The organism is Shewanella algae (genome assembly GCF_009183365.2).
GTDB lineage: Bacteria > Pseudomonadota > Gammaproteobacteria > Enterobacterales > Shewanellaceae > Shewanella > Shewanella algae.
In genome coordinates this window covers 64,614-84,415 of record NZ_CP068230.1, presented here as the reverse complement: position 1 = coordinate 84,415, position 19,802 = coordinate 64,614, and the positions used below count along the sequence as shown (strand labels likewise).

The window sequence follows — 19,802 nt, the reverse complement described above, 5'->3', positions numbered from 1 at the left end:
TATATGGACATAGATCTGAGCCAATTCACCCAGGTGTTCTTTGAAGAAAGCCTCGAAGGCCTGGAGGTCATGGAATCTGAGCTGCTGAAACTGAACGTGCAGCAACCGGATCCGGAAACCATAAATACCATTTTTCGTGCCGCCCATTCGATTAAGGGAGGCAGCGCCACTTTTGGTTTCAACCAGGTCGCCGGATTCACCCACTTGCTGGAAACCCTGTTGGATGAAATCCGTGATGGCCGCCGGGAAATGACCGCCAATCATCAGGATATGTTGCTCTTGTCGGTGGATCTGCTGCGCAACATGCTGCAGGCCTTGATGGCAGGTCAAAGCTTTGAATCACCCCAGCAACAGGAGCTGGAAAACCGCTTCAATCAGGAGCTGTCCGAAGTTGCCGGGGTCGAAGATGCGCCGGATAACGCCAGCCAAAATAATGAAAAGTCATCAACCAAAGCATCAGAAACCAAAGATTCTGAAACCAAAGAGTCTGAAACCAAAGATATTGGGCTCAGCTGGCAGATAGATTTCCATGCCGGCGCCGACATTCTCAGATGCGGCAACGACCCCATTTTGATGTTCAACGAACTCGCCGAGCTGGGTGAGCTAAAGGTCAGCCTGCCAGCGCAGGAACTGCCTGAGTTTGAAGACCTGGACCCCGAATCCTGCCGTCTGTATTGGCAGCTGCAACTCGACACAGAGGCGCCACTTGAGCGGATAAAAGAGGTGTTTGAGTGGGTCGAGGACGACTGTGAAATCCATTATCAGCAGTTACCCGCCAAGGCACAGCTTGTCGAAGGTGTGTCTCCGCAGGAACAAGCCCCTATCTCGACTTCTGCCCCATCCTCCCAAGAGACACAGGTCGCAGCCACCACAGCCAAAGTGGAGTCCGGCAAGGCTGTTGCCAAAACGGCGGAAACCAGTTCTATCCGGGTCAGCACCGACAAGATAGACATGCTGATCAATATGGTGGGTGAGCTGGTGATCACCCAGGCTATGCTGGGGCAGATAGGCCAACAGGAACGCATTGACGATAACGCTCTGCTGTCACTGCAGCAGGGGCTGGAGCAATTGGCCAATCACACTCGGGATCTGCAGGAAAGCGTGATGCAGATCCGCATGCTGCCTATCAGCTTCGCCTTCAACCGTTTTCCCCGATTGGTACGCGATATAGGTCAGCAGCTGGGCAAGAAGGTTGAGCTGATCCTCAAAGGTGAGGAGACAGAGCTGGACAAGACAGTGATGGAGAAAATTGTCGACCCCATGGTGCATCTGGTACGTAACTCTTTGGATCACGGCATTGAATCCCCTGCCGTGCGCAGTGCCAAGGGTAAACCGGAAACCGGCAGGATCACCCTCAACGCCTTCCATCAAGGCGGCAATATCGTCATAGAAATAACCGATGACGGCGCCGGATTGGATACCGGCAGAATTCTCGCCAAGGCCAGAGATAAAGGCTTGGTCGGCGCTGAAGAGGAACTCAGCACAGAGGCGATTCAGCAACTCATCTTTAAACCCGGCTTTTCTACCGCCGACAGCGTCTCCAACCTCTCTGGCCGGGGCGTGGGTATGGATGTGGTCAGACGCAACATTCAAGCACTCAGCGGCAGTGTAGAGCTGGCCTCGACGCCCGGCAAGGGTAGCCGTTTTACCATTCGCTTGCCTTTGACCCTGGCCATTCTCGACGGCCAGTTGGTGAGGGTCGGCGAGCATACTTATGTGGTGCCGCTGGTCTCCATCTATGAGTCGTTGCAAGTGGAAAGCAGTAAGGTCAACAAGCTGTCTGAAGAACACGAAGTGATCCGCCTGCGAGACGAGTACCTGCCGGTCATCCGCGTTTATCAGGAGTTCAATCACCAGGCTCAGGCCAAAGAGGTCAAAGAGGGGCTGGTGATGGTGGTGGACAACAACAACCAAAAAGTCGGCCTGCTGGTCGATGAGTTGCTGGCGCAGCAACAAGTGGTGATCAAGAGTCTGGAAGACAACTACGCCAAAGTGCCCGGGGTGTCCGGTGCCACCATTCTCGGTGACGGCCGGGTGGCGCTGATAGTGGATATTCCCGGACTCGTGACCATGTCTGGCCTCAATCAAACTCAGGAACATGCAGCCTAGAAGGGAAGCGCAATGACAGAATCCAACCCTGCAACATCGGCAGCTGCGGAAGATCAATCACAGCAATACCTCACCTTTATGATGGCCGATGAGGAATATGGCGTCGATATTCTCTCGGTGCAGGAGATCCGTGGCTGGGAAGCAACCACGGTTATTCCCAATGCGCCGCCCCATGTCAAAGGGGTGATCAATCTGCGCGGCACCATAGTCCCCATCATAGATCTGCGTCAAAGGTTCGGTATCAAGACCCTGGCATATGGCCCAACCACAGTAGTGATAGTGCTGAAAGTGCGCCTGGATAAACAGCACAAGGTGATGGGCATAGTGGTGGATGCCGTTTCCGATGTTTTCAGTATCACCCAGAGAGAGATCCGCAGTGCGCCCGATTTTGGCCAGGACACGGACATGCGTTTCATCCATGGGCTCACCTGTGTGGCCGATAAGATGGTCATACTATTGAATATCAATATGTTACTCGGTAATGAAGTGCTGCCGGATGCATCACAACTTTCCAGTTTGCTGCAGCAACTGGACTTGGAACAGCCTCAGGCTGCCAACCTTTAAGACATCGAGGAAAGAAGAATGGATGCCGCCAATGCCAACATAATCAACAGCAATCCCTGGAATCTGCTTGGCTTAATCACGGGCATCGCCGTAATGGCGCTCATGCTGCTAGGCCAGGATCCCAATATCATTATTATTCTGCAGGGCGTCACACTGGTTTGCATACTGCTTGGGCTATTGCACTCACTCAAGCACAAAGGCACCCTGGATAGCGCCATCAACCAACTGCAGCGGTTGCTGAAAGACGGCACGCAGCAGTTTGCCGAGCTTGATCTGCCGGGCTGGAAGCCACTGCTGGACGAGCTCAGCCGTTGGCGTCAGAGCCAGCAACAGCAGCAAGCCATTCTCAAGGCTCTGGATATCTGCCAGGCCAATGTGATGGTGGCCAATCCGGCCGGTGATATTCTCTACTTCAACCACTCGCTGCAACAAACCATGCAGGACGCCGAGGCCGACATTCAAGAGGTATTGCCCAAATTCCAGGCCGACAAGCTGCAGGGCGCCAATATGGATGTTTTCCACCGCAACCCTGAGCATCAAAGGAAATTGATCGCCGGCTTGGAGCAGGTCTACTCGACTCAGATCAAGGTAGGTCGTCGCACCTTCAGCCTGATAGCTTCGCCGGTATTCGACGAAAACAAGCAGCGTATTGCCACTGTGGTCGAATGGCAGGATCTCACCGAAGCCCTTAGCAAACAACAATTGGAGCAGCAAAGCGCTACAGAGAACACCCGCATCAAGCAGGCTCTCAATGTCTGCCAGGCCAATGTGATGGTCGCCGATACCGACTACAACATCATCTACCTGAACGACTCACTGAATGAAATGCTGGCCGGCAATGAGCAAAAGCTGCAACAGGAGTTGCAGGCCTTCAACATGAGCAAGCTGATTGGCAGCAATATCGATATCTTCCATCGCCATCCTGAGCATCAGCGACAATTGCTGGACCAGCTCACCGACAGCTATAACACCCGCATCAAGGTGGCCGGGCTGACATTCAACCTGATTGCCACCCCGGTATTTGAACAGGGCAAGCGTACCGGCACAGTTGTGGAGTGGCAGGATATCACCGCCAGCCTGGCCAGAGAGCAACAGGAAAAACAGCTGTCGGCCGAAAATGCCCGCATTCGTCAGGCATTGGATAATGTCAGTTCAAATACCATGGTGGCGGATAACGACGGCAATATCATCTACCTCAACCAGGCTGTGCAGCAGATGTTTCAGGCAGCCGAGAAAGATATTCTCCGCGACCTGCCCAAGTTCAATGCCAGCAAACTGCTGGGACAAAATATCGATGGTTTCCACAAAGTCCCCAGCCACCAGCGCAGTATTCTCGCCGGATTGACCGAAACCTACGACAGCCAGCTGCAAGTTGGCGGCCGTACCTTCAGAATCATAGCCAACCCGATACTGGACCCGGAACAGGGACGAATTGGCACTGTGGTTGAGTGGGCCGACCGTACCAATGAAGTGGCCATAGAGCAGGAGATTGACGCCATTATCACGGCGGCCAACGACGGCGACCTGAGCCGCCGCCTGGATATTCACAACAAGGAAGGCTTCTTCCTTAACCTCTCCAACGGCCTCAACCGCTTGGTAGGCATAGCCGACAATGTCATCTCCAAAATCGCCGATATCTTCGATGGCCTGGCCAAGGGGCAACTGGATCGTAAGCTCGACGGCGAATATCAGGGTCAGTTTGCCAAGCTGCAGCAAGATGCCAATGCCACCATCAGTAAGTTGACCGAAGTGATTGGGGGCATCAATGACTCAGCCAATACCGTCACCTCAGGAGCCGAAGAGATAGCTCAGGGCAACGCCGACCTTAGCCAGCGTACCGAAGAGCAGGCCGCCTCCCTGGAGCAAACCGCCTCCAGCATGGAGGAGATGACAGCTACTGTGAAGCAAAGTGCCGAAAATGCCACTCTGGCCAACAACTTAGCCCAGGAGGCCAGCGAGAAGGCAGGCGAAGGTGGCAAGGTAGTCAAACAGGCTGTCAGCGCCATGGAGGAGATCAACACCTCGAGCAAACGCATTGCCGACATCATCAGCGTGATAGATGAAATCGCCTTTCAGACCAACCTGCTGGCGCTGAATGCTGCGGTCGAGGCTGCCAGAGCCGGAGAACAGGGCCGTGGTTTTGCCGTAGTGGCCGGAGAGGTACGTAACCTGGCACAGCGCAGCGCCGGTGCCGCCAAAGAGATTAAGGAGCTGATCCGCGACAGCGTCAACAAGGTCACAGATGGCACCCAGTTGGTCAATCAATCCGGTGAAACCCTGCAGGAGATAGTGCAAGCCGTGTCCAAGGTAGCCGGCATGATCAACCAGATCAGCATAGCCGCAGAGCAGCAGTCGGTTGGGATCCAGGAGGTCAATAAGGCTGTATCGCAGATGGATGAAATGACTCAGCAAAACGCCGCCTTGGTGGAACAGGTCTCGGCAGCAGGCGATGCCATGGCCGAACAGGCCAGAAGCATGAAGCGTCAATTGGGCTTCTTCAATACCGCCAATCTGGAAAAGGGCGCCGGCAAGCCCCTGACCCTGATCGCCGGGGATAAGTCCCCCAAGATCCGTGTCAGTTCAGAAGAGTGGAGCGAGTTCTAGGAGATACTGATTGAGCTTCGATGAAGAGAAGGCATTCCCGATGACAGCCGCGGATTTCGGCATCATCCGCGAGCTGGCCTACCAACACACAGGGATAGTGTTACCCGAGCGCAAGCGCCATATGGTGTATTCCAGGCTCAGCCGCCGGCTGCGATTGTTGCGGCTGGCCAACTTCGGGGAATACTGCCTCAAGCTGCAAAGCGACCCTCTGGAACTGGCGCCATTTATCAACGCGTTGACCACCAATCTGACCTCCTTTTTCCGTGAGCGGCACCACTTCAACTTTCTGGAAACCGAACTGGTGCCCTATTGGCAGCAGCGCAAGCAACGCAGGCTGAGAGTTTGGTCGGCAGCCTGCTCCAGCGGTGAAGAGCCCTACAGCATAGCCATGACCTTGGCAGAGCACTTTCCAGCCGCCTCGGGTTGGGACCTGAAAATATTGGCAACCGATCTCGATACCAATGTGTTGGCCAGAGCCGAAGCCGGAGTTTATCCCCTGGCCGGAATGGAGGCCATCCCTGAACGATGGCACCACTATCTGCAAGGCGCAGCGGAAGAGTTTAGTATTAGCAACCAGATCAAAAAATTACTCTTCTTCAAGCAGCTCAACTTACTGGAGCCCTGGCCGATGCAGGGCCCATTCGATGCCATCTTCTGCCGTAATGTGCTGATCTATTTCGACCAGAGCACCAAGCAGAAGATAGTGGCCGGTTTCAGAAAACTCCTGGCCGATGATGGTGTGTTATTTATTGGCCATTCGGAAAGCCTGACCAATATCTCCCGTGAGTTTGAAACCGTCGCTCAAACCACTTATCGCCTGCGGCATCAGGATTCGACTCTGCCGCGGCTGTCCCATGTCTCAGGAAGCAAGGAGCCATACTGATCATGGTAAAAGTTCTGATTGTTGACGACTCGGCACTGGTACGCCAGTTGCTGAGTCATATGCTCAGCCAGGCCCAAGACATAGATGTCGTCGGCTGCGCCGAGGACCCCTACGAAGCCAGAGAGATGATTAAGGCGCTGCAGCCTGATGTACTGACCCTGGATGTGGAAATGCCCAAGATGGATGGCCTGGCCTTTCTGCGCAACTTGATGCGCCTAAGGCCCATGCCTGTAGTCATGGTGTCGTCCTTGACCGAGCGCGGCGCCGACGTAACCCTGGAGGCCTTATCCCTCGGGGCGGTCGACTTTATCGCCAAGCCTAAACAGGACTTGACCAATAGGCTTCTGGACTATCAGCAAGAGCTGATCGATAAGGTGCATCTGGCTGCCGCCAGCCATGTCACCCCTCAACAAGGCAGCACTGCACCACTGAGCGGTGATGCCAAACTCAAAAACCGTATTATAGCCATAGGCGCTTCCACCGGCGGTACTGAGGCCATTCAACGGGTAGTGGCACCGCTGCCAGCCAATACCCCCCCCATAGTCATAGCCCAGCATATTCCCGCGGCCTTCAGCGCTTCATTTGCCCGCCGCCTCAACCAACACGCCAGAATGGAAGTGATAGAGGCTCAGGGCGGGGAAAGATTGACTCAGGGCGTTGCCTATCTGGCACCGGGCCATGCCCACTTGGTACTCGAGCGCCGTGGGGCCCATATCTACACCAGGCTGCTGGACACGGAAACCGTCAACCGCCATAAGCCCTCGGTGGATGTGCTGTTCAACAGCATTGCCGAGATTGCCGCTAAGTCGGCGATAGGGGTGATACTCACGGGCATGGGTAAAGACGGTGCGGCAGGCCTGCTGAAAATGCATCAGGCGGGAGCCCACACCATAGCCCAGGATGAGGCCAGTTCTGTGGTTTGGGGTATGCCTGGCTCGGCAGTGGCACTCAATGCCTGCAACGAGCAGTTGCCACTGGCGAATATCCCGGCCAGGCTGTTGAAATTACTGACTACTCCTTGATCCAGCTGCCGTCATCCTTTGGCCTAACCCATGCCTGGGAAAACCAATAATAGCTGCCGTGACGTTTGCTGGGGGCGGTACAGTTGTATCTGGATCGCCCCGGAGGCAAGTCCAGTTCAGCCTGAATACGGAAACGATTCGCCGACAACCATTGAGGTTTCTTGGCGCCCTGCCCCTGTACATAACACATGAGCTGCGACTGATTGATATCGCTCATGTCCAGAGTCACCTCAAGTTCGGGCCGCCACTGACCCATAGGTAACTCAGGGTTACTGGGGGAGATGGCCTGCACCGGCATATTCAGGCTATGCAGTTTCACCTTGAGAGCATTCATATCGGCATAGGCGCCAGCCACGGGGAAACGCGGCAAAGAGGTCAAAGCAGAGTGAGGGCCTGCCGCACCGGACTGCTGCCCCAAGCCAACAAACCCAAGACGCTGCAACAAGGCCTCCAACTGGCTGTTATATTCGCCGTAGGGATAGGCGAGTATCTTCAGGTTGTCGCCGGTTTCTTTGGCAATTCGGGCCTCGGTCTCAAGCAGGTTGGCTTCGATTCGCGCCAGCCACTGCTCCTCGGTTTCGGTGGCATTGCGGCGGATCAGATGCTCATGCCCCCAACTGTGGTTGGCAATCTCGGCGCCTTCTGCCACCAGTGTTCTGAGCTGCTCCCAGCTCATCATCTCACGGTAACCCTTTTCTATCGGCTCTATCGCCACAAACAGTGTGTAGGGAAAGCCAAACTCTTTCAGTATTGGGTGAGCGGCCTCGGCAATGCTGAGGTAACCGTCATCGAAGGTGATGGCAACCGTTCTCGGTGCCAGCGTTTTGGACTGACGAATCGCCTCTATTACTTGGGTCAGCGGCACCACATTGAAATCATGATCCGCCAGATACTGCATCTGCTCCCGAAACTGGGCCGGAGTCACACTGGTACTGGCCGGCGAGCTGTCAGAAACATGGTGATACTGTAGAATGACTGCCGCCAGGACGGGTGAACTTATTAGCCCAAGACAACTGCAGAGCAAAAAGCACAGCTTTTTCAACATCATTAACCTCTGAGAAATTATGACCACCAGCATTGGCCTGTTCGACAGGCAAAAAAACCGCCAGCTGTTTGCGCTGGCGCTTCCAATGATACTGTCCAACATAACTGTGCCGCTACTGGGTCTGGTGGATACGGCTGTCATAGGGCACTTGAGTGACGCCTATTATCTCGGGGGCGTCGCCGTTGGTTCGACCATTATAACACTGCTGTTCTGGTTGCTGGGGTTTCTGCGTATGGCCACCACGGGCATGGTTGCCCAAGCCTATGGCGCCGATGACAAGCCTCGGCAACTGCAGCTGTTGATGCAGGCCGGCACGCTGGCACTTTTCCTCGGCTTGATGGCTCTGCTGTTGCAAGGGCCGATACTCAGCCTGGCTGCCAGTTTATCCGATGCCAGTGAGCAGGTCAGTCACTACGCCGCGAGCTACTTTTCCATTCGTATCTGGTCGGCCCCGTTTGCATTGCTGAACCTGGCTCTACTTGGCTGGTTGCTGGGCCGTCAGCAACCCAAGGCCGCCATGTGGCAGTTGATCATCGCCAACTGTGCCAATATAGCTCTGGATCTGCTGTTTGTTATAGGTTTGGGTTGGGGCGTAGAAGGCGCGGCCCTGGCATCCGTCATCGCCGATATGACCGCTTGCGCAGTAGCCTGCACCATGGTGTTGCGCCAGTTAAAACTGTTCAATCTGCCGCCTATTGCTGAGCTGCTCGGGCAGTTACATCCCCGCGACTTTGGTCGCCTCTTGAGCCTGAACCTGGATATCTTTATCCGCAGCTTGTGTTTGCAGGCCACCTTCGCCTTTATGACCTTCAAGGGTGCCGGGCTCGGCGATGAAACTGTCGCGGCCAATGCCGTGTTATTGAATATGTTGCTGCTGATCTCCTACGCCCTGGATGGCATCGCCTACTATGCCGAGGCCGAAGTGGGCCGCACCACGGGTCAAAAACACCTGGACGCGCTCAAACAGGCGGTTTCCCTGGCCTTTAGTTGGTCGGCCATCATAGCGCTGGGGTTCAGCGGCTGTTTCTGGATTTTCGGTGAGCAGCTCATCGGCATGCTGACCAATATTCCCGAGGTGCGTCAGGTCGCATTGATCTACCTGCCATGGCTTATCGCCCTGCCGCTGCTGGCATTTGCTTCCTATCTATTTGACGGTGTCTATATTGGTGCCACCAAGGGTAAAGTGATGCGTAACAGCATGATTTTCGCCAGTTTGGCAGTATTTTTCCCGGTCTGGTTCATGTTGCAACCCTTGGGTAACCATGCTCTATGGGCCGCCATGAGCGCCTTTATGCTGGCGCGTAGCCTGAGCCTGGGGCTGCACTTCCTCTGGCGTCGGCGGCAATTTATTCCTGCCTGATGGCAATAAAAAAGGACAGTGTTGAACTGTCCTTTTCTTTGGAACCTGTACCAGTATTACTGGTAAGAATGGTCGCCATGCTGGTGATCTGTTACATCACGAACACCGGTCAATTCGCCGGGGAAACGCTCCAGCAACTGAGTCTCGATGCCGTCTTTCAGGGTCACATCGACCATGGAGCAACCGTTACAACCACCGCCGAACTGCAGTACCGCCACGCCGTCATCTGTGATCTCCACCAGCATGATGTGACCGCCGTGGCTAGCCAGCTGGGGGTTGATCTCGGCCTGGATCATATACTCCAAGCGTTCGGTCAGCGGAGCATCGTCAGACACTTTACGCATCTTGGCATTGGGCGCTTTCAGAGTCAGTTGTGAACCTAACTGATCGGCCACCAGATCAATGCTGGCTTCTTCCAGGAAAGGAGCGCTCTTTTCATCGACCATGGCCTTAAAGCCATTAAACTCCAGCTCGATATCGTCGGCTTCAACCGCATCCGGTGGGCAATATGAAACGCCACATTCAGCCTGAGGAGTCCCAGGGCTGATAACAAAGACCCGAATATGAGTGCCTTCCGGCTGACCATCCAGGAGTTTAACAAAGTGCGCCTGAGCTGCTTCGGAAATGGTAATCATGACAACCTGCTCCGTCAGGGTAAACCTGAGTAAATTAGTAAGAATTAGGGCTATCATACTCCGACTGTCATGCGCTTTGTAGTCCCGAAAGCGATAGAGCTGAGTTTTTTGTTGTCGGGATCTCGATTTTATCTTCCACAATTCCAGGCCGGATCTTGATCTTTAGTTGGCACCATACTTACCGCCTATAACCGCTCAGGAGCTATGGTTCAACCCAGGCGCTTCGGCTCTGGCCAAACACCAAACCTGAACATCCGGCGACCAGGGAGCCAAAGCCTTGGCGGCTTCCCGGATAGTGGTGCCTGTCGTCACCACGTCATCCACCAACACCAATCGTTGCCACTTTGGTGCCCCGCTCACGGCAAACGCCTTGGCCAGATTACGCCTGCGGGCCTTACCACTGAGGCCGGCCTGTGGCGCAGTATCCGCTATCCGCAGCAACAAAGAATCCTCCAGCGGCAGCGCCAACTCTTGGCTCAGCATAGATGCAATCACCCAGGCCTGATTGAAGCCCCGCTGTTGCAGCCTCGCCGGATGCAAAGGAACAGGCACCAAGGCCTGTGGCCAACAGATAAGTCCGGCTGCCGTCAATGCCTTTACCCTGCAAGACAAGGCCCTAACCAGTGCGGGTAGAGGGGCGAAATCCTGCTGGTATTTGACTCGGCCGACAAGCGGCCCCAATGCCGAGTGATAGCTGGCCGGGGCCACAACAGGGATAGGACTGTGTTTCATGCAGGAACCACAAAAGCGTGCAATGACGGTCAACTCCCGGCCACAGCCGAGGCAAATAGGTTGTCGGTAGCAGGTGGCCGCAAGACAGCAGGCACACAAACCTTGACTGGCTGACGGGATCTGCTGGTGACACAGTAGGCAACGGTTGGGTAAACTGGCGGCCAATAGGGCCCGGCATCCTGCCAATAGAGGGCTCCACATAACAAGTCTTCCATGAGGTGTTTCAGTGAGTCTGCATATCGAAAGCCAGGGACAGGGACGGGATCTGATCTTGCTCCACGGTTGGGGCGTCAACAGTGCCGTTTTTCATCCCCTGCTGCCTGGCTTGTCTCAGTATAGAGTCCACAGTGTCGACCTGCCGGGATTTGGTTTTAGCCAGGCCATTGACGGGGAACTTGACGACTGGGTGGACGCTCTGGTGGCTGCTCTGCCAGAGCAGGCAGTATGGTTGGGTTGGTCGCTTGGTGGCCTGGTTGCCACCCGAGTAGCTCAGCGCTTTCCAGAACGAGTTGCCGGGCTTATCACTGTCGCCTCCTCTCCTTGCTTTATGGCCAGGAGCGATAACCAATGGCCAGGAATAGCACCTAATGTGCTGACTCAGTTTGCCGAGCAACTGCAACAGGATCTGCAGCGAACCATAGAAAGGTTTCTGGCAATCCAATCCATGGGCAGTGATAGCGCCCGCGACGATATTCGCACTATTCGCGAGCTGGTTCTGGCGCGGCCGCTAGCCAATGAACAGGCTCTTGCGCAGGGTTTGGAGATGTTGGCCAAGGTGGATCTGCGCCCCGGACTGGAACGGCTCGCCCTTCCCTGGCTCAGGGTTTGGGGAAGATTGGATGGGCTGGTGCCCAGAAGAGTCGCTAACCTATTGCCGGGTAACGCATCAACCACAGATTTACTGCTGGCCAAGGCATCACACGCCCCCTTTATTTCCCATCCTCAGGAGTTTATTCAGGGGCTAAATAGCTGGCTAACAGAGAAAGACTTTAATTCCTTGCCCTGATTGACTATTATTTGGACAGCAATGTAAGGAATGACCCTATGCAGCTCGTCTCACACTATCCACAGGTACCGATCGCGACCAGTAATCCCGCGACCGATGCCGCTCGGGTAGAGAGTCAGCAAAGACCGCCGGTCATTCCGCCGCAGCAACCCAGTAAAGGCCATGAAGAAAGGGCCTTCAACCCGCAGCACGAACGCACTGCAGACTCGGCGCAGCAACAGGCCAGACTGGCCGACAGAGTCCAGGAGCGCCAACAGCAATCCGGTCAACAACAGCAGCAACAGGAACAACAGCAGCGCCAAGGCAGTAAGCCACTGCAGCTGAATCTGGTCAGCAAGCCGGCCCTGGATCGCCGCGATATCCGCAACCGTCAACTAGAAGCCGCTGCTTTTCCCAAGCCCGCCATCGAATCAAGTACCGAGCGCCATCCCATGCCGAATGAAGCGCCGCAGTTTTATCGTGAGCTGGGGCAGAGAATCGACACCTTCTACCATCAGCGTACTGAGCCCCTGCCCGATGCCGGCATTTCAGCATTGGTTTGATCCGTCTTTGGCGGCAACTTATATAAACCTTCCTGATACGCCATGCTACCCCAAAGCGCTAGCCCAAGAGCCTTGCGAGCCATAGGTTCTGCGAGCGGTGCTGTATGCAGTTGTTCCTTAACTGGATCATAATCAAAGGTCGCAGGCGCCTTCTCCGGCTGTAATATGGTGACCTTATTGCCCTGCATATAGGCAAAGTTCTTGTCGTACTGCATCAAGGCCCTGCCCGGCCAGCTATCGGGCACCTTTGACAGGTCCCGCCCCAACATGGGGTAAGTGGCATCTATGCCGGCTAAAGACAACAGAGTTGGCGGCAGATCTATCTGACTCACTACCCGCAAGTCCCGTTTGGCCGTTATTCCATCACCCAGCAACAAGCCCGGGATCCTGAATCTGGGCACAGGCACCAAGGAGGCCCCGGAAACCCGGCTGTCATGATCGGCCACCACCAGGAACAGGGTATCACGCCAATAGTCAGCCTCTTTGGCCAGGCGGAAAAATTCACCTATGGCGTAATCGGCATATTTGGCAGCATTGTTGCGGGTCTGTTTCGGTTGTTCATACAGCTCGATACGGCCATCAGGGAATTCAAAGGGATCATGATTGCTGGAGCTGAACACCAGGCTAAAGAAAGGCTTGCCCTCGGCATGGAGCCGCTTGAACTCTGAATCGGCCTTGCGCATTAAATCTTCATCCGAAGCGCCCCAGGAGCCGACAAAGGCAGGTTTACGATAATCTTTCTGGTCGACGATAGTGCTGAAACCATTACCGAGGAAGAAGCTGCGCATATTGTCAAAGTGGCTTTCACCACCGTAGATAAAAGAGGTGGAATACCCTTTAGCCTGCAGTAATTCCGCCAGGCTGAAGAAGCCGCTCTGGCTCTTGCCGAGTTTCACCACAGAGCGCGCCGGCGTGGGGGTAAAGCCTGTGGTCACCGCCTCTATACCGCGGACCGAACGTGTACCCGTGGCATACAGGCTCTCGAAATACCAGCCCTCATCGGCCAAGGCATCCAGATTGGGTGTCAGTGGTAAGCCTCCCAGGCTGCCAACGAAACGAGCTCCCAGGCTCTCCTGCAATATGATGACTATATTCTTGGGTTTACCGCGATAGCTGGCCTGATTTTGGCTCAGGCTGGGATATTTGTCTGATATGAAGTCAGCAGGCGCACGGCCACTCTCCTGGCGGATTATCTGATAGATCTCCTTTCTGTCCATATCGCCATAGATCCGCGATGCGTCGGCCTCGTTATTCATTTGGCTGATGGCAAAGGCCAGAGAGTAACCGGAATTGACCACCAACGAGTTGACGAGCGGATCATCGGCGAAGGCCACCATGGCTGGGTTCAACGGCCTGTGACCGAGACTGGATCTGGCCCCCGCCAGTGACAAGACAATGATCAGCACACCGAGCACAGGGCGCCAATACCACTTGGGGAAACGACAATTGCGACCGAGGTAACCTGAGAGTTTCCAGCCGCCCCAGAGGATGACTCCGGACAAGACCACAGAGAGGATCAGCTCCAGTTTGCGGCCGCTCCAGAGCATGGAGAGCACTTCTTTGGGGTAAATAAGATATTCGACGTAAAGACGGTTAGGCCTGACACCGTACTCTTCAATAAAGGAGGGTGTGGACAGCTCCAAAAACAGCAAATACCAAAGCCCGAGAGTCAGCCATAGACGTTGTATCCAAGACCAGCAACGCCCAAGCCAATGATCGCCGCCAAACAAGGCAGTACCCAGTGCCACAACGCCCCAGAGCCAACAAAGCATGGCCACATCGACCCGCAGCCCCTGCAACAACATATGGCTCCAACCACCAACGGCAGTTACCCGTTCATATTGCCAAAGCCCCAGCCCAATTCGGCTCAACATCAGGCATAACAGAGCCAATAAACTGAAAGTCAGTACACCGCGAAACGGCCCCGTAAACTTAAGATGGGAAAACTTCATGCCCTAAAATCCTTGCCACTCTTGTATCTCGGTGGTTGATATAAAAATTGAGGTTTAACCGCACGCCAACTCTTTGCCCGAGCCGATTTGCCGCGTCATTATGACAGAAAGGCTACGATAAAGTTTCATTAACATTTGTTTGTAATTGCCGATAACGCCAGAGGGTGAAACAGTTCGCAAAAGACCGGGAAAAGCGGCAGAGCTCAAGGTTAGTAGAAAAGAGCAGCATTGGCTCGAGTGTTGGTTGCAGAAAATGGAGTGTAAAAAAATCCCCCGATAATTATCGAGGGATTCCTTAAGCCAGACACTGACAGGTATTCAGTGGCTTACCGATCAGTTTTTCTTCAGCTTGGCAAAGGCATCGGCAAAAGCATTGCCCATGGCAGCATTCACTGGTTGTGGCTTAGCGGCCGGACGTTGCTTGCCCTGACCAGGCTTATTGCCCTTGGCCTGCGGCTTGCCGGTTCTTTGTTGTGGCTTACCGGACTCAATCTTTTCGTCCAGGCGCATCGACAACCCAATACGCTTACGCTCAACATCCACCTCCATGACCTTCACCTTGACCACATCACCGGCCTTGACCACGGTATGAGGATCGCTGACAAACTTGTCGGTCAGAGAAGATATATGCACCAGGCCATCCTGATGCACGCCGATATCGACAAAGGCGCCAAAGTTGGTGACATTGGTCACCACACCTTCGAGGATCATCTCAGGCTTGAGGTCCTTGAGAGCCTCAACTCCATCTTTGAATTTGGCTGTCTTGAACTCACCCCTTGGATCCCGACCCGGCTTATCCAACTCCTTGAGGATATCCGTCACTGTCGGCAGGCCGAATTCATCCGTGGTGAACTCGACTGGATTGATACTACTCAACAGTTCACTGTTACCTATCAGCTCGACAACCGGTTGGCCCTTAAGCTTGGCGATATTTTCCACCAGCGAATAAGCTTCGGGGTGAACGGCCGATGCATCCAGCGGATTACTTCCTTCACGGATCCGCAGGAAGCCGGCGGCCTGTTCGAAGGCCTTGGGTCCCAGGCGTGGTACTTTGAGCAGCTCTTTACGGTCGTTAAAGCGGCCATGCTCATCGCGGTATTCCACCAGATTTTTGGCCAAGGTGCGGTTAAGACCGGCCACCTGACTCAGCAGTGGCATGGAAGCCATGTTCACGTCAACACCGACGCCGTTTACACAGTCTTCAACGACGGCTTCCAAAGAAGCCGACAGCTGGCTCTGGCTGACATCGTGTTGATATTGGCCCACACCAATGGACTTGGGTTCAATCTTAACCAGCTCCGCCAGCGGATCCTGCAAACGTCTGGCGATGGATACGGCGCCACGCAGTGAAACATCGAGATCAGGAAACTCATTGGCCGCCAGCTCAGAGGCCGAATAAACAGAGGCTCCGGCTTCGCTGACCATCACCTTGGTGATGCCGGGATTGCTGTCTTTGACCATGGCAATCACTTCAGCTGCCAGCTTGTCGGTTTCACGGGAAGCCGTGCCGTTACCTATGGCGATCAGCTCCACCTTGTGCATATTGACCAGATTGGCCAGGGTGCGTATCGACTTGTCCCACTGGTTTTGCGGCGCATGAGGGAAGATAGTGGTATGGCCCACCAGCTTGCCTGTGTCGTTGACCACAGCCACCTTAACCCCGGTGCGCAGCCCGGGATCCAGTCCCATGGTGGCCTTGGCTCCGGCAGGAGGTGCCATCAGCAAGTCGCCCAGGTTACGGGCGAAAACTTTAATCGCCTCGGTTTCCGCCGCTTCACGCATTCTGGCGATAAACTCGGTTTCCATCTGCAGGGCGATTTTGATCCGCCAAGTGGCTGTGATAACCGTCTTCAGCCAGTTATCCAAAGCGCTGTCACTCAGCTTGAGACGCAAGTGCTCGGCGATGAGCACCTCACAATAGCTACCGGCTTTGGCTTCTGCCTCAGGGTCGGCATTCATAGATAGACTCAACACGCCTTCATTACGGCCGCGCAGCATAGCCAACGCCCGGTGAGAAGGCACTGAGCTGAGTTTTTCAGTGTGCTCAAAATAGTCGCGGAACTTGGCGCCTTCCTTCTCCTTGCCTGCAATCAAGCGGCTTTCAATGACAGCCGACTGTTGCAGGTGGTTACGCACCTTGGCCAGCAGCTCGGCATCTTCGGCGATCCGTTCCATCAGGATATAACGGGCACCATCCAACACCGCCTTGGCGTCGGCAAAACCGGCTTCCGGATTAAGATAGGCCTCGGCAGCCTGTTCAGGATCCATGGAGGCGCTGCCGACAGCAGCATAGAGGGCATCGGCCAAGGGCTCGATACCGGCTTCAATGGCAATTTGGCCCTTGGTACGGCGCTTGGGTTTATAGGGCAGATACAGATCTTCGAGCCGGGTCTTGCTGTCGGCTTCATTGATGGTGTGCTTCAGCTCGGCGGTCAGTTTTCCCTGGGCCTCTATCGAGGAGAGGATCACCTGACGCCGATCGTTGAGCTCCCGCAGATAACCGAGACGAGTGTGCAGGTTACGCAGCTGGGTATCATCCAGCCCCCCCGTCACCTCTTTACGGTAACGGGCCACAAAAGGCACTGTAGCGCCTTCATCCAGCAAGCTGATAGTTGCAGCAACCTGCTGCTCACGAACGTTCAGCTCCTGGGCAATAATCTGAGCAATATTATGCATAGTAAGGATCTGTTGGATTGACAAAATTCAGTTGCGCCAACCATACCACAGGCTGCCTGAAAGTTTCATAGCCGGAGAGTGAGATTCCAGCCATTAGTCGGCTAATCGCATTCCCGATTAAGCGTTTGACTCGCTCAGGTTTAGCACCTTGACACTCTTTACAAAAATTCATCACAGCTATGGACAGGGAAAACCTGCCTACTTATACTTCACAATCGTTATATAAATGACAATTATTTGTATTTACAAGGCTGGCAGGGAGCGCCGGAAACCACAAACCAATAAGCCGTCTTCCAAGGTGGCAAACATAGGAATAATGATGAAATTCACTCGCTCCCTCGTCGCTCTGTCAGTACTTTCCGGACTGGCAGCCCAGGTGGCTTACGCCAAAGATCCCCAAATGGAAACCATGGTCATCACTTCCAGTCGGATGGAGAAACCACTCAGTGCCATCCCCAATACTGTGACAGTCATAGACCAGGAACAACTCAAACAACAGTTGGCCACCACCCGGGACTTATCGACCATTTTGGGCAACCTGGCCCCCAGTTTCTCCCCCAGCCGCCAGAAAATGACCAATACCGGTGAAACCCTGCGCGGCCGAGCTCCCCTCATAATGATAGATGGCGTGCCTCAGTCAAACCCTCTGCGCAGTGGTGGTCGCTCGGGTCAAACCATAGATCCCATGATGATAGAACGAATTGAAATCATCCATGGCGCCAATGCCATGCACGGCCTTGGCGCTCAGGGGGGCATAATCAACTACATCACCAAGAAACCCAGCGGCGACAACGAAAGCCGGGTAAGTTTTGATCTGTCCTCCCCCACCAGCTTCGAGTCCGATAGCCTGAGTTTTGGTGCCAACTATGCCTTCTCCGGCCAAAGCGGCAACCTGGATATGCTGGGTTCAGTGGGATACCACAGCAATGGTGTTTACTATGATGCCAACGACGATGTCATAGGTGTCGACACCACCCAGGGCGAGTCGATGGACAGCCAGAGCAAGGACTTCTTCCTCAAATTGGGCTATGAGTTCAGCGAGTCGCGACTGGAGCTGATGGTCAACCACTACGATATGGACAACAATGGTGATTGGATGCCGGTCAAAGGCAATGTCGCCACAGATACTCCAACGTCGGCGGTAAAACAGCAACAACCCTGGCAGGCTGCCAACAACAAGGTCACCACCAGCAGCCTCACCTACAAGCATCGCAACATCGCCGGGCAGCAGTTGGAACTGCAACTGTTCAACCAGAACTTCAAGGGTGTCTATGGCGGTGGCTGTTTCGGCAGCTTCTATGATCCGGCCTTCGAAGGTGCAGCGAATCTGACGACTTGTGATACCGGCGCCAATGGCGAGCAGTACTTCTATGACCAGTCACGCAACAAGTCCAACAAGTGGGGCCTCAAGGCGTCTATGATCGCCAATAATCTGGCCGACAGCGGCGTGGATCTGGCCTATGGTGTAGACCTTTTCAGCGATACCACAGAGCAGGATCTGGTGCAGACCGGACGCTCCTGGGTACCCGAGACCCGTTACGACAATATCGCCCCCTATGCCCAGTTGAGCTTCTCACCTGTGGATGCACTGACCCTTTCCGGCGGCGTTCGTTATGAATATGCCAAACTCAAGGTCGATGATTTCCAAACTCTGTGGGCCTCTGGCCACAAACAGGTTGTCGGTGGCGAACCGGATTTCAATGAAACCCTGTTCAATATAGGTGCCAGCTATAACTTCACCTCAGCGCTGCGCCTCTATACCAGTTACAGCCAAGGTTTTGGTATGGCCGACATAGGGCGAATTCTGCGTGACGGCAACAGCTTCCCGGACCAGAACCCCAGCGTGGAAGGTTCCTTGACGCTGGAGCCCGTGGTCACAGATAACTATGAACTGGGCTTGGACTATCAAGGCGAGTTGTTGGCAGCCAAGCTGGCACTGTATCGCTCCGAGGCCAAACTGGGTGCCCGCTTGGCCCTGAATGAAGACGGCTTCTACAATGTGAAACGGGAAAAGAGCGTGATCCAGGGGCTGGAAGCCAATGTCACGGCTTACCTGGGTAATGACGACGATCTGGGGCTGAACCTGGCGCTACAGCAAGGGGAGTATGACTCCAATAAAGATGGCAGCACAGACACAGATCTCGACGGCGCCAACATAGCTCCGAATCGGCTTAACCTGTTCTGGGAACACAGGTTCAATGCCGAGATGAGTGGGCGCATTCAGGCCAACTACTATATGGACCGTAGCTTCAAGAAGGCCAATGGTGAAGAGTACGCCGAGTTTGACGGCTATGTCACAGTTGATGCCTCCTTCTCTATGCCGCTTTACCAAGGCACTTTGACATTGGGGCTACAGAATCTGCTGAATAAGGACTACTACAGTTACTACTCACAGACTATGGCTAATGACAATCGTTACTTCAAGGGCATGGGCCGTACTGTCAGCATAGGCTTCAGCTTGCCTTTCTAATCCAGCCTGTTAATGACAAATTGAGGGTCGCCAATCGGCGGCCCTTTTTATTACACGAGGCATAATTGCAAGCGACTTTATCCGCGAGCCCAGTCAGCGGCGGCATCAGCTCGATAGGGCAACAGAGCCTAAGGAAGGTGCAATCAGTCCTCGTGGCATTCTCTTGTGTAGAGAGTGGCTGACACAGTAATTGGCAGCTGGC

Annotated in this window: 14 protein-coding genes; 9 read left to right on the top strand and 5 right to left on the bottom strand. The window is 54.5% G+C overall.

Features of this window, described 5'->3' with window-relative positions; genetic code table 11:
- Positions 1-3 precede the first annotated feature (3 nt).
- From E1N14_RS00365 to E1N14_RS00345, 5 genes are read left to right on the top strand one after another with little or no spacing between them, the layout of a single operon-like run.
- Positions 4-2,109, top strand: coding sequence for a chemotaxis protein CheA (locus E1N14_RS00365; protein ID WP_025010826.1), 2,106 nt, complete (start codon positions 4-6; stop codon positions 2,107-2,109).
- 12 nt (positions 2,110-2,121) lie between these two features.
- Positions 2,122-2,673, top strand: a complete 552-nt coding sequence (locus E1N14_RS00360; protein ID WP_025010827.1) for a chemotaxis protein CheW — start codon at positions 2,122-2,124, stop codon at positions 2,671-2,673.
- A gap of 18 nt (positions 2,674-2,691) precedes the next feature.
- The gene (locus E1N14_RS00355) at positions 2,692-5,277 is read left to right on the top strand and encodes a methyl-accepting chemotaxis protein (protein WP_025010828.1); all 2,586 of its coding nucleotides are present in this window, start codon (positions 2,692-2,694) and stop codon (positions 5,275-5,277) included.
- A gap of 10 nt (positions 5,278-5,287) precedes the next feature.
- On the top strand, positions 5,288-6,160 hold the full coding sequence (locus E1N14_RS00350; protein ID WP_306440268.1) for a CheR family methyltransferase: 873 nt from the start codon (positions 5,288-5,290) through the stop codon (positions 6,158-6,160).
- Between the two features lie 2 nt (positions 6,161-6,162).
- Positions 6,163-7,182 carry a protein-glutamate methylesterase/protein-glutamine glutaminase gene (locus E1N14_RS00345; RefSeq protein WP_062793572.1) on the top strand — a complete coding sequence of 340 codons (1,020 nt, stop codon included), beginning with the start codon at positions 6,163-6,165 and terminating at the stop codon, positions 7,180-7,182.
- Here the strand turns inward: E1N14_RS00345 and E1N14_RS00340 are convergent.
- Positions 7,172-8,227 (bottom strand): polysaccharide deacetylase family protein, encoded by a 1,056-nt coding sequence (locus tag E1N14_RS00340; RefSeq protein ID WP_025010830.1) that lies wholly within the window; start codon positions 8,225-8,227, stop codon positions 7,172-7,174. The two genes, E1N14_RS00345 and E1N14_RS00340, sit on opposite strands and share 11 nt — an antisense overlap.
- Positions 8,228-8,246: 19 nt before the next feature.
- On the opposite strand from E1N14_RS00340, the gene E1N14_RS00335 reads away from it, so the two are divergent.
- Entirely contained in the window at positions 8,247-9,587 is a 1,341-nt protein-coding gene (locus E1N14_RS00335; protein WP_062793571.1) for an MATE family efflux transporter, read from the top strand.
- 56 nt (positions 9,588-9,643) lie between these two features.
- Here E1N14_RS00335 and nfuA read toward each other — a convergent pair whose 3' ends face one another.
- Both nfuA and E1N14_RS00325 read right to left on the bottom strand, forming a co-directional pair.
- Complete coding sequence (nfuA, locus tag E1N14_RS00330) at positions 9,644-10,222, bottom strand: Fe-S biogenesis protein NfuA (protein ID WP_028780834.1); 579 nt, start codon at positions 10,220-10,222, stop codon at positions 9,644-9,646.
- A 195-nt stretch (positions 10,223-10,417) separates the two neighbouring features.
- Positions 10,418-10,954, bottom strand: coding sequence for a ComF family protein (locus E1N14_RS00325; RefSeq protein ID WP_232785987.1), 537 nt, complete (start codon positions 10,952-10,954; stop codon positions 10,418-10,420).
- Between the two features lie 226 nt (positions 10,955-11,180).
- On the opposite strand from E1N14_RS00325, the gene bioH reads away from it, so the two are divergent.
- The gene (bioH, locus tag E1N14_RS00320) at positions 11,181-11,960 is read left to right on the top strand and encodes a pimeloyl-ACP methyl ester esterase BioH (protein ID WP_062793570.1); all 780 of its coding nucleotides are present in this window, start codon (positions 11,181-11,183) and stop codon (positions 11,958-11,960) included.
- 38 nt (positions 11,961-11,998) lie between these two features.
- On the top strand, positions 11,999-12,502 hold the full coding sequence (locus tag E1N14_RS00315) for a hypothetical protein (RefSeq protein WP_044733444.1): 504 nt from the start codon (positions 11,999-12,001) through the stop codon (positions 12,500-12,502).
- Here the strand turns inward: E1N14_RS00315 and E1N14_RS00310 are convergent.
- Positions 12,454-14,454 carry an LTA synthase family protein gene (locus E1N14_RS00310; protein ID WP_062793569.1) on the bottom strand — a complete coding sequence of 667 codons (2,001 nt, stop codon included), beginning with the start codon at positions 14,452-14,454 and terminating at the stop codon, positions 12,454-12,456. The genes E1N14_RS00315 and E1N14_RS00310 overlap by 49 nt on opposite strands.
- A 333-nt stretch (positions 14,455-14,787) precedes the next feature.
- Positions 14,788-17,130 carry a Tex family protein gene (locus E1N14_RS00305; RefSeq protein ID WP_062793568.1) on the bottom strand — a complete coding sequence of 781 codons (2,343 nt, stop codon included), beginning with the start codon at positions 17,128-17,130 and terminating at the stop codon, positions 14,788-14,790.
- Between the two features lie 319 nt (positions 17,131-17,449).
- On the opposite strand from E1N14_RS00305, the gene E1N14_RS00300 reads away from it, so the two are divergent.
- Positions 17,450-19,600, top strand: coding sequence for a TonB-dependent receptor (locus E1N14_RS00300; protein ID WP_062793567.1), 2,151 nt, complete (start codon positions 17,450-17,452; stop codon positions 19,598-19,600).
- Positions 19,601-19,802 lie beyond the last annotated feature (202 nt).

Excerpts from the sequence above, each read along its gene's own strand:
- E1N14_RS00360 (WP_025010827.1), top strand. The coding sequence starts at position 2,122 with ATGACAGAATCCAACCCTGCAACATCGGCAGCTGCGGAAGATCAATCA.
- E1N14_RS00365 (WP_025010826.1), top strand. The coding sequence starts at position 4 with ATGGACATAGATCTGAGCCAATTCACCCAGGTGTTCTTTGAAGAAAGC.
- E1N14_RS00340 (WP_025010830.1), bottom strand. The coding sequence starts at position 8,227 with ATGTTGAAAAAGCTGTGCTTTTTGCTCTGCAGTTGTCTTGGGCTAATA.
- E1N14_RS00335 (WP_062793571.1), top strand. The coding sequence starts at position 8,247 with ATGACCACCAGCATTGGCCTGTTCGACAGGCAAAAAAACCGCCAGCTG.
- E1N14_RS00325 (WP_232785987.1), bottom strand. The coding sequence starts at position 10,954 with ATGAAACACAGTCCTATCCCTGTTGTGGCCCCGGCCAGCTATCACTCG.
- E1N14_RS00345 (WP_062793572.1), top strand. The coding sequence starts at position 6,163 with ATGGTAAAAGTTCTGATTGTTGACGACTCGGCACTGGTACGCCAGTTG.
- E1N14_RS00315 (WP_044733444.1), top strand. The coding sequence starts at position 11,999 with ATGCAGCTCGTCTCACACTATCCACAGGTACCGATCGCGACCAGTAAT.
- E1N14_RS00355 (WP_025010828.1), top strand. The coding sequence starts at position 2,692 with ATGGATGCCGCCAATGCCAACATAATCAACAGCAATCCCTGGAATCTG.
- nfuA (WP_028780834.1), bottom strand. The coding sequence starts at position 10,222 with ATGATTACCATTTCCGAAGCAGCTCAGGCGCACTTTGTTAAACTCCTG.
- E1N14_RS00310 (WP_062793569.1), bottom strand. The coding sequence starts at position 14,454 with ATGAAGTTTTCCCATCTTAAGTTTACGGGGCCGTTTCGCGGTGTACTG.
- E1N14_RS00305 (WP_062793568.1), bottom strand. The coding sequence starts at position 17,130 with ATGCATAATATTGCTCAGATTATTGCCCAGGAGCTGAACGTTCGTGAG.
- E1N14_RS00300 (WP_062793567.1), top strand. The coding sequence starts at position 17,450 with ATGAAATTCACTCGCTCCCTCGTCGCTCTGTCAGTACTTTCCGGACTG.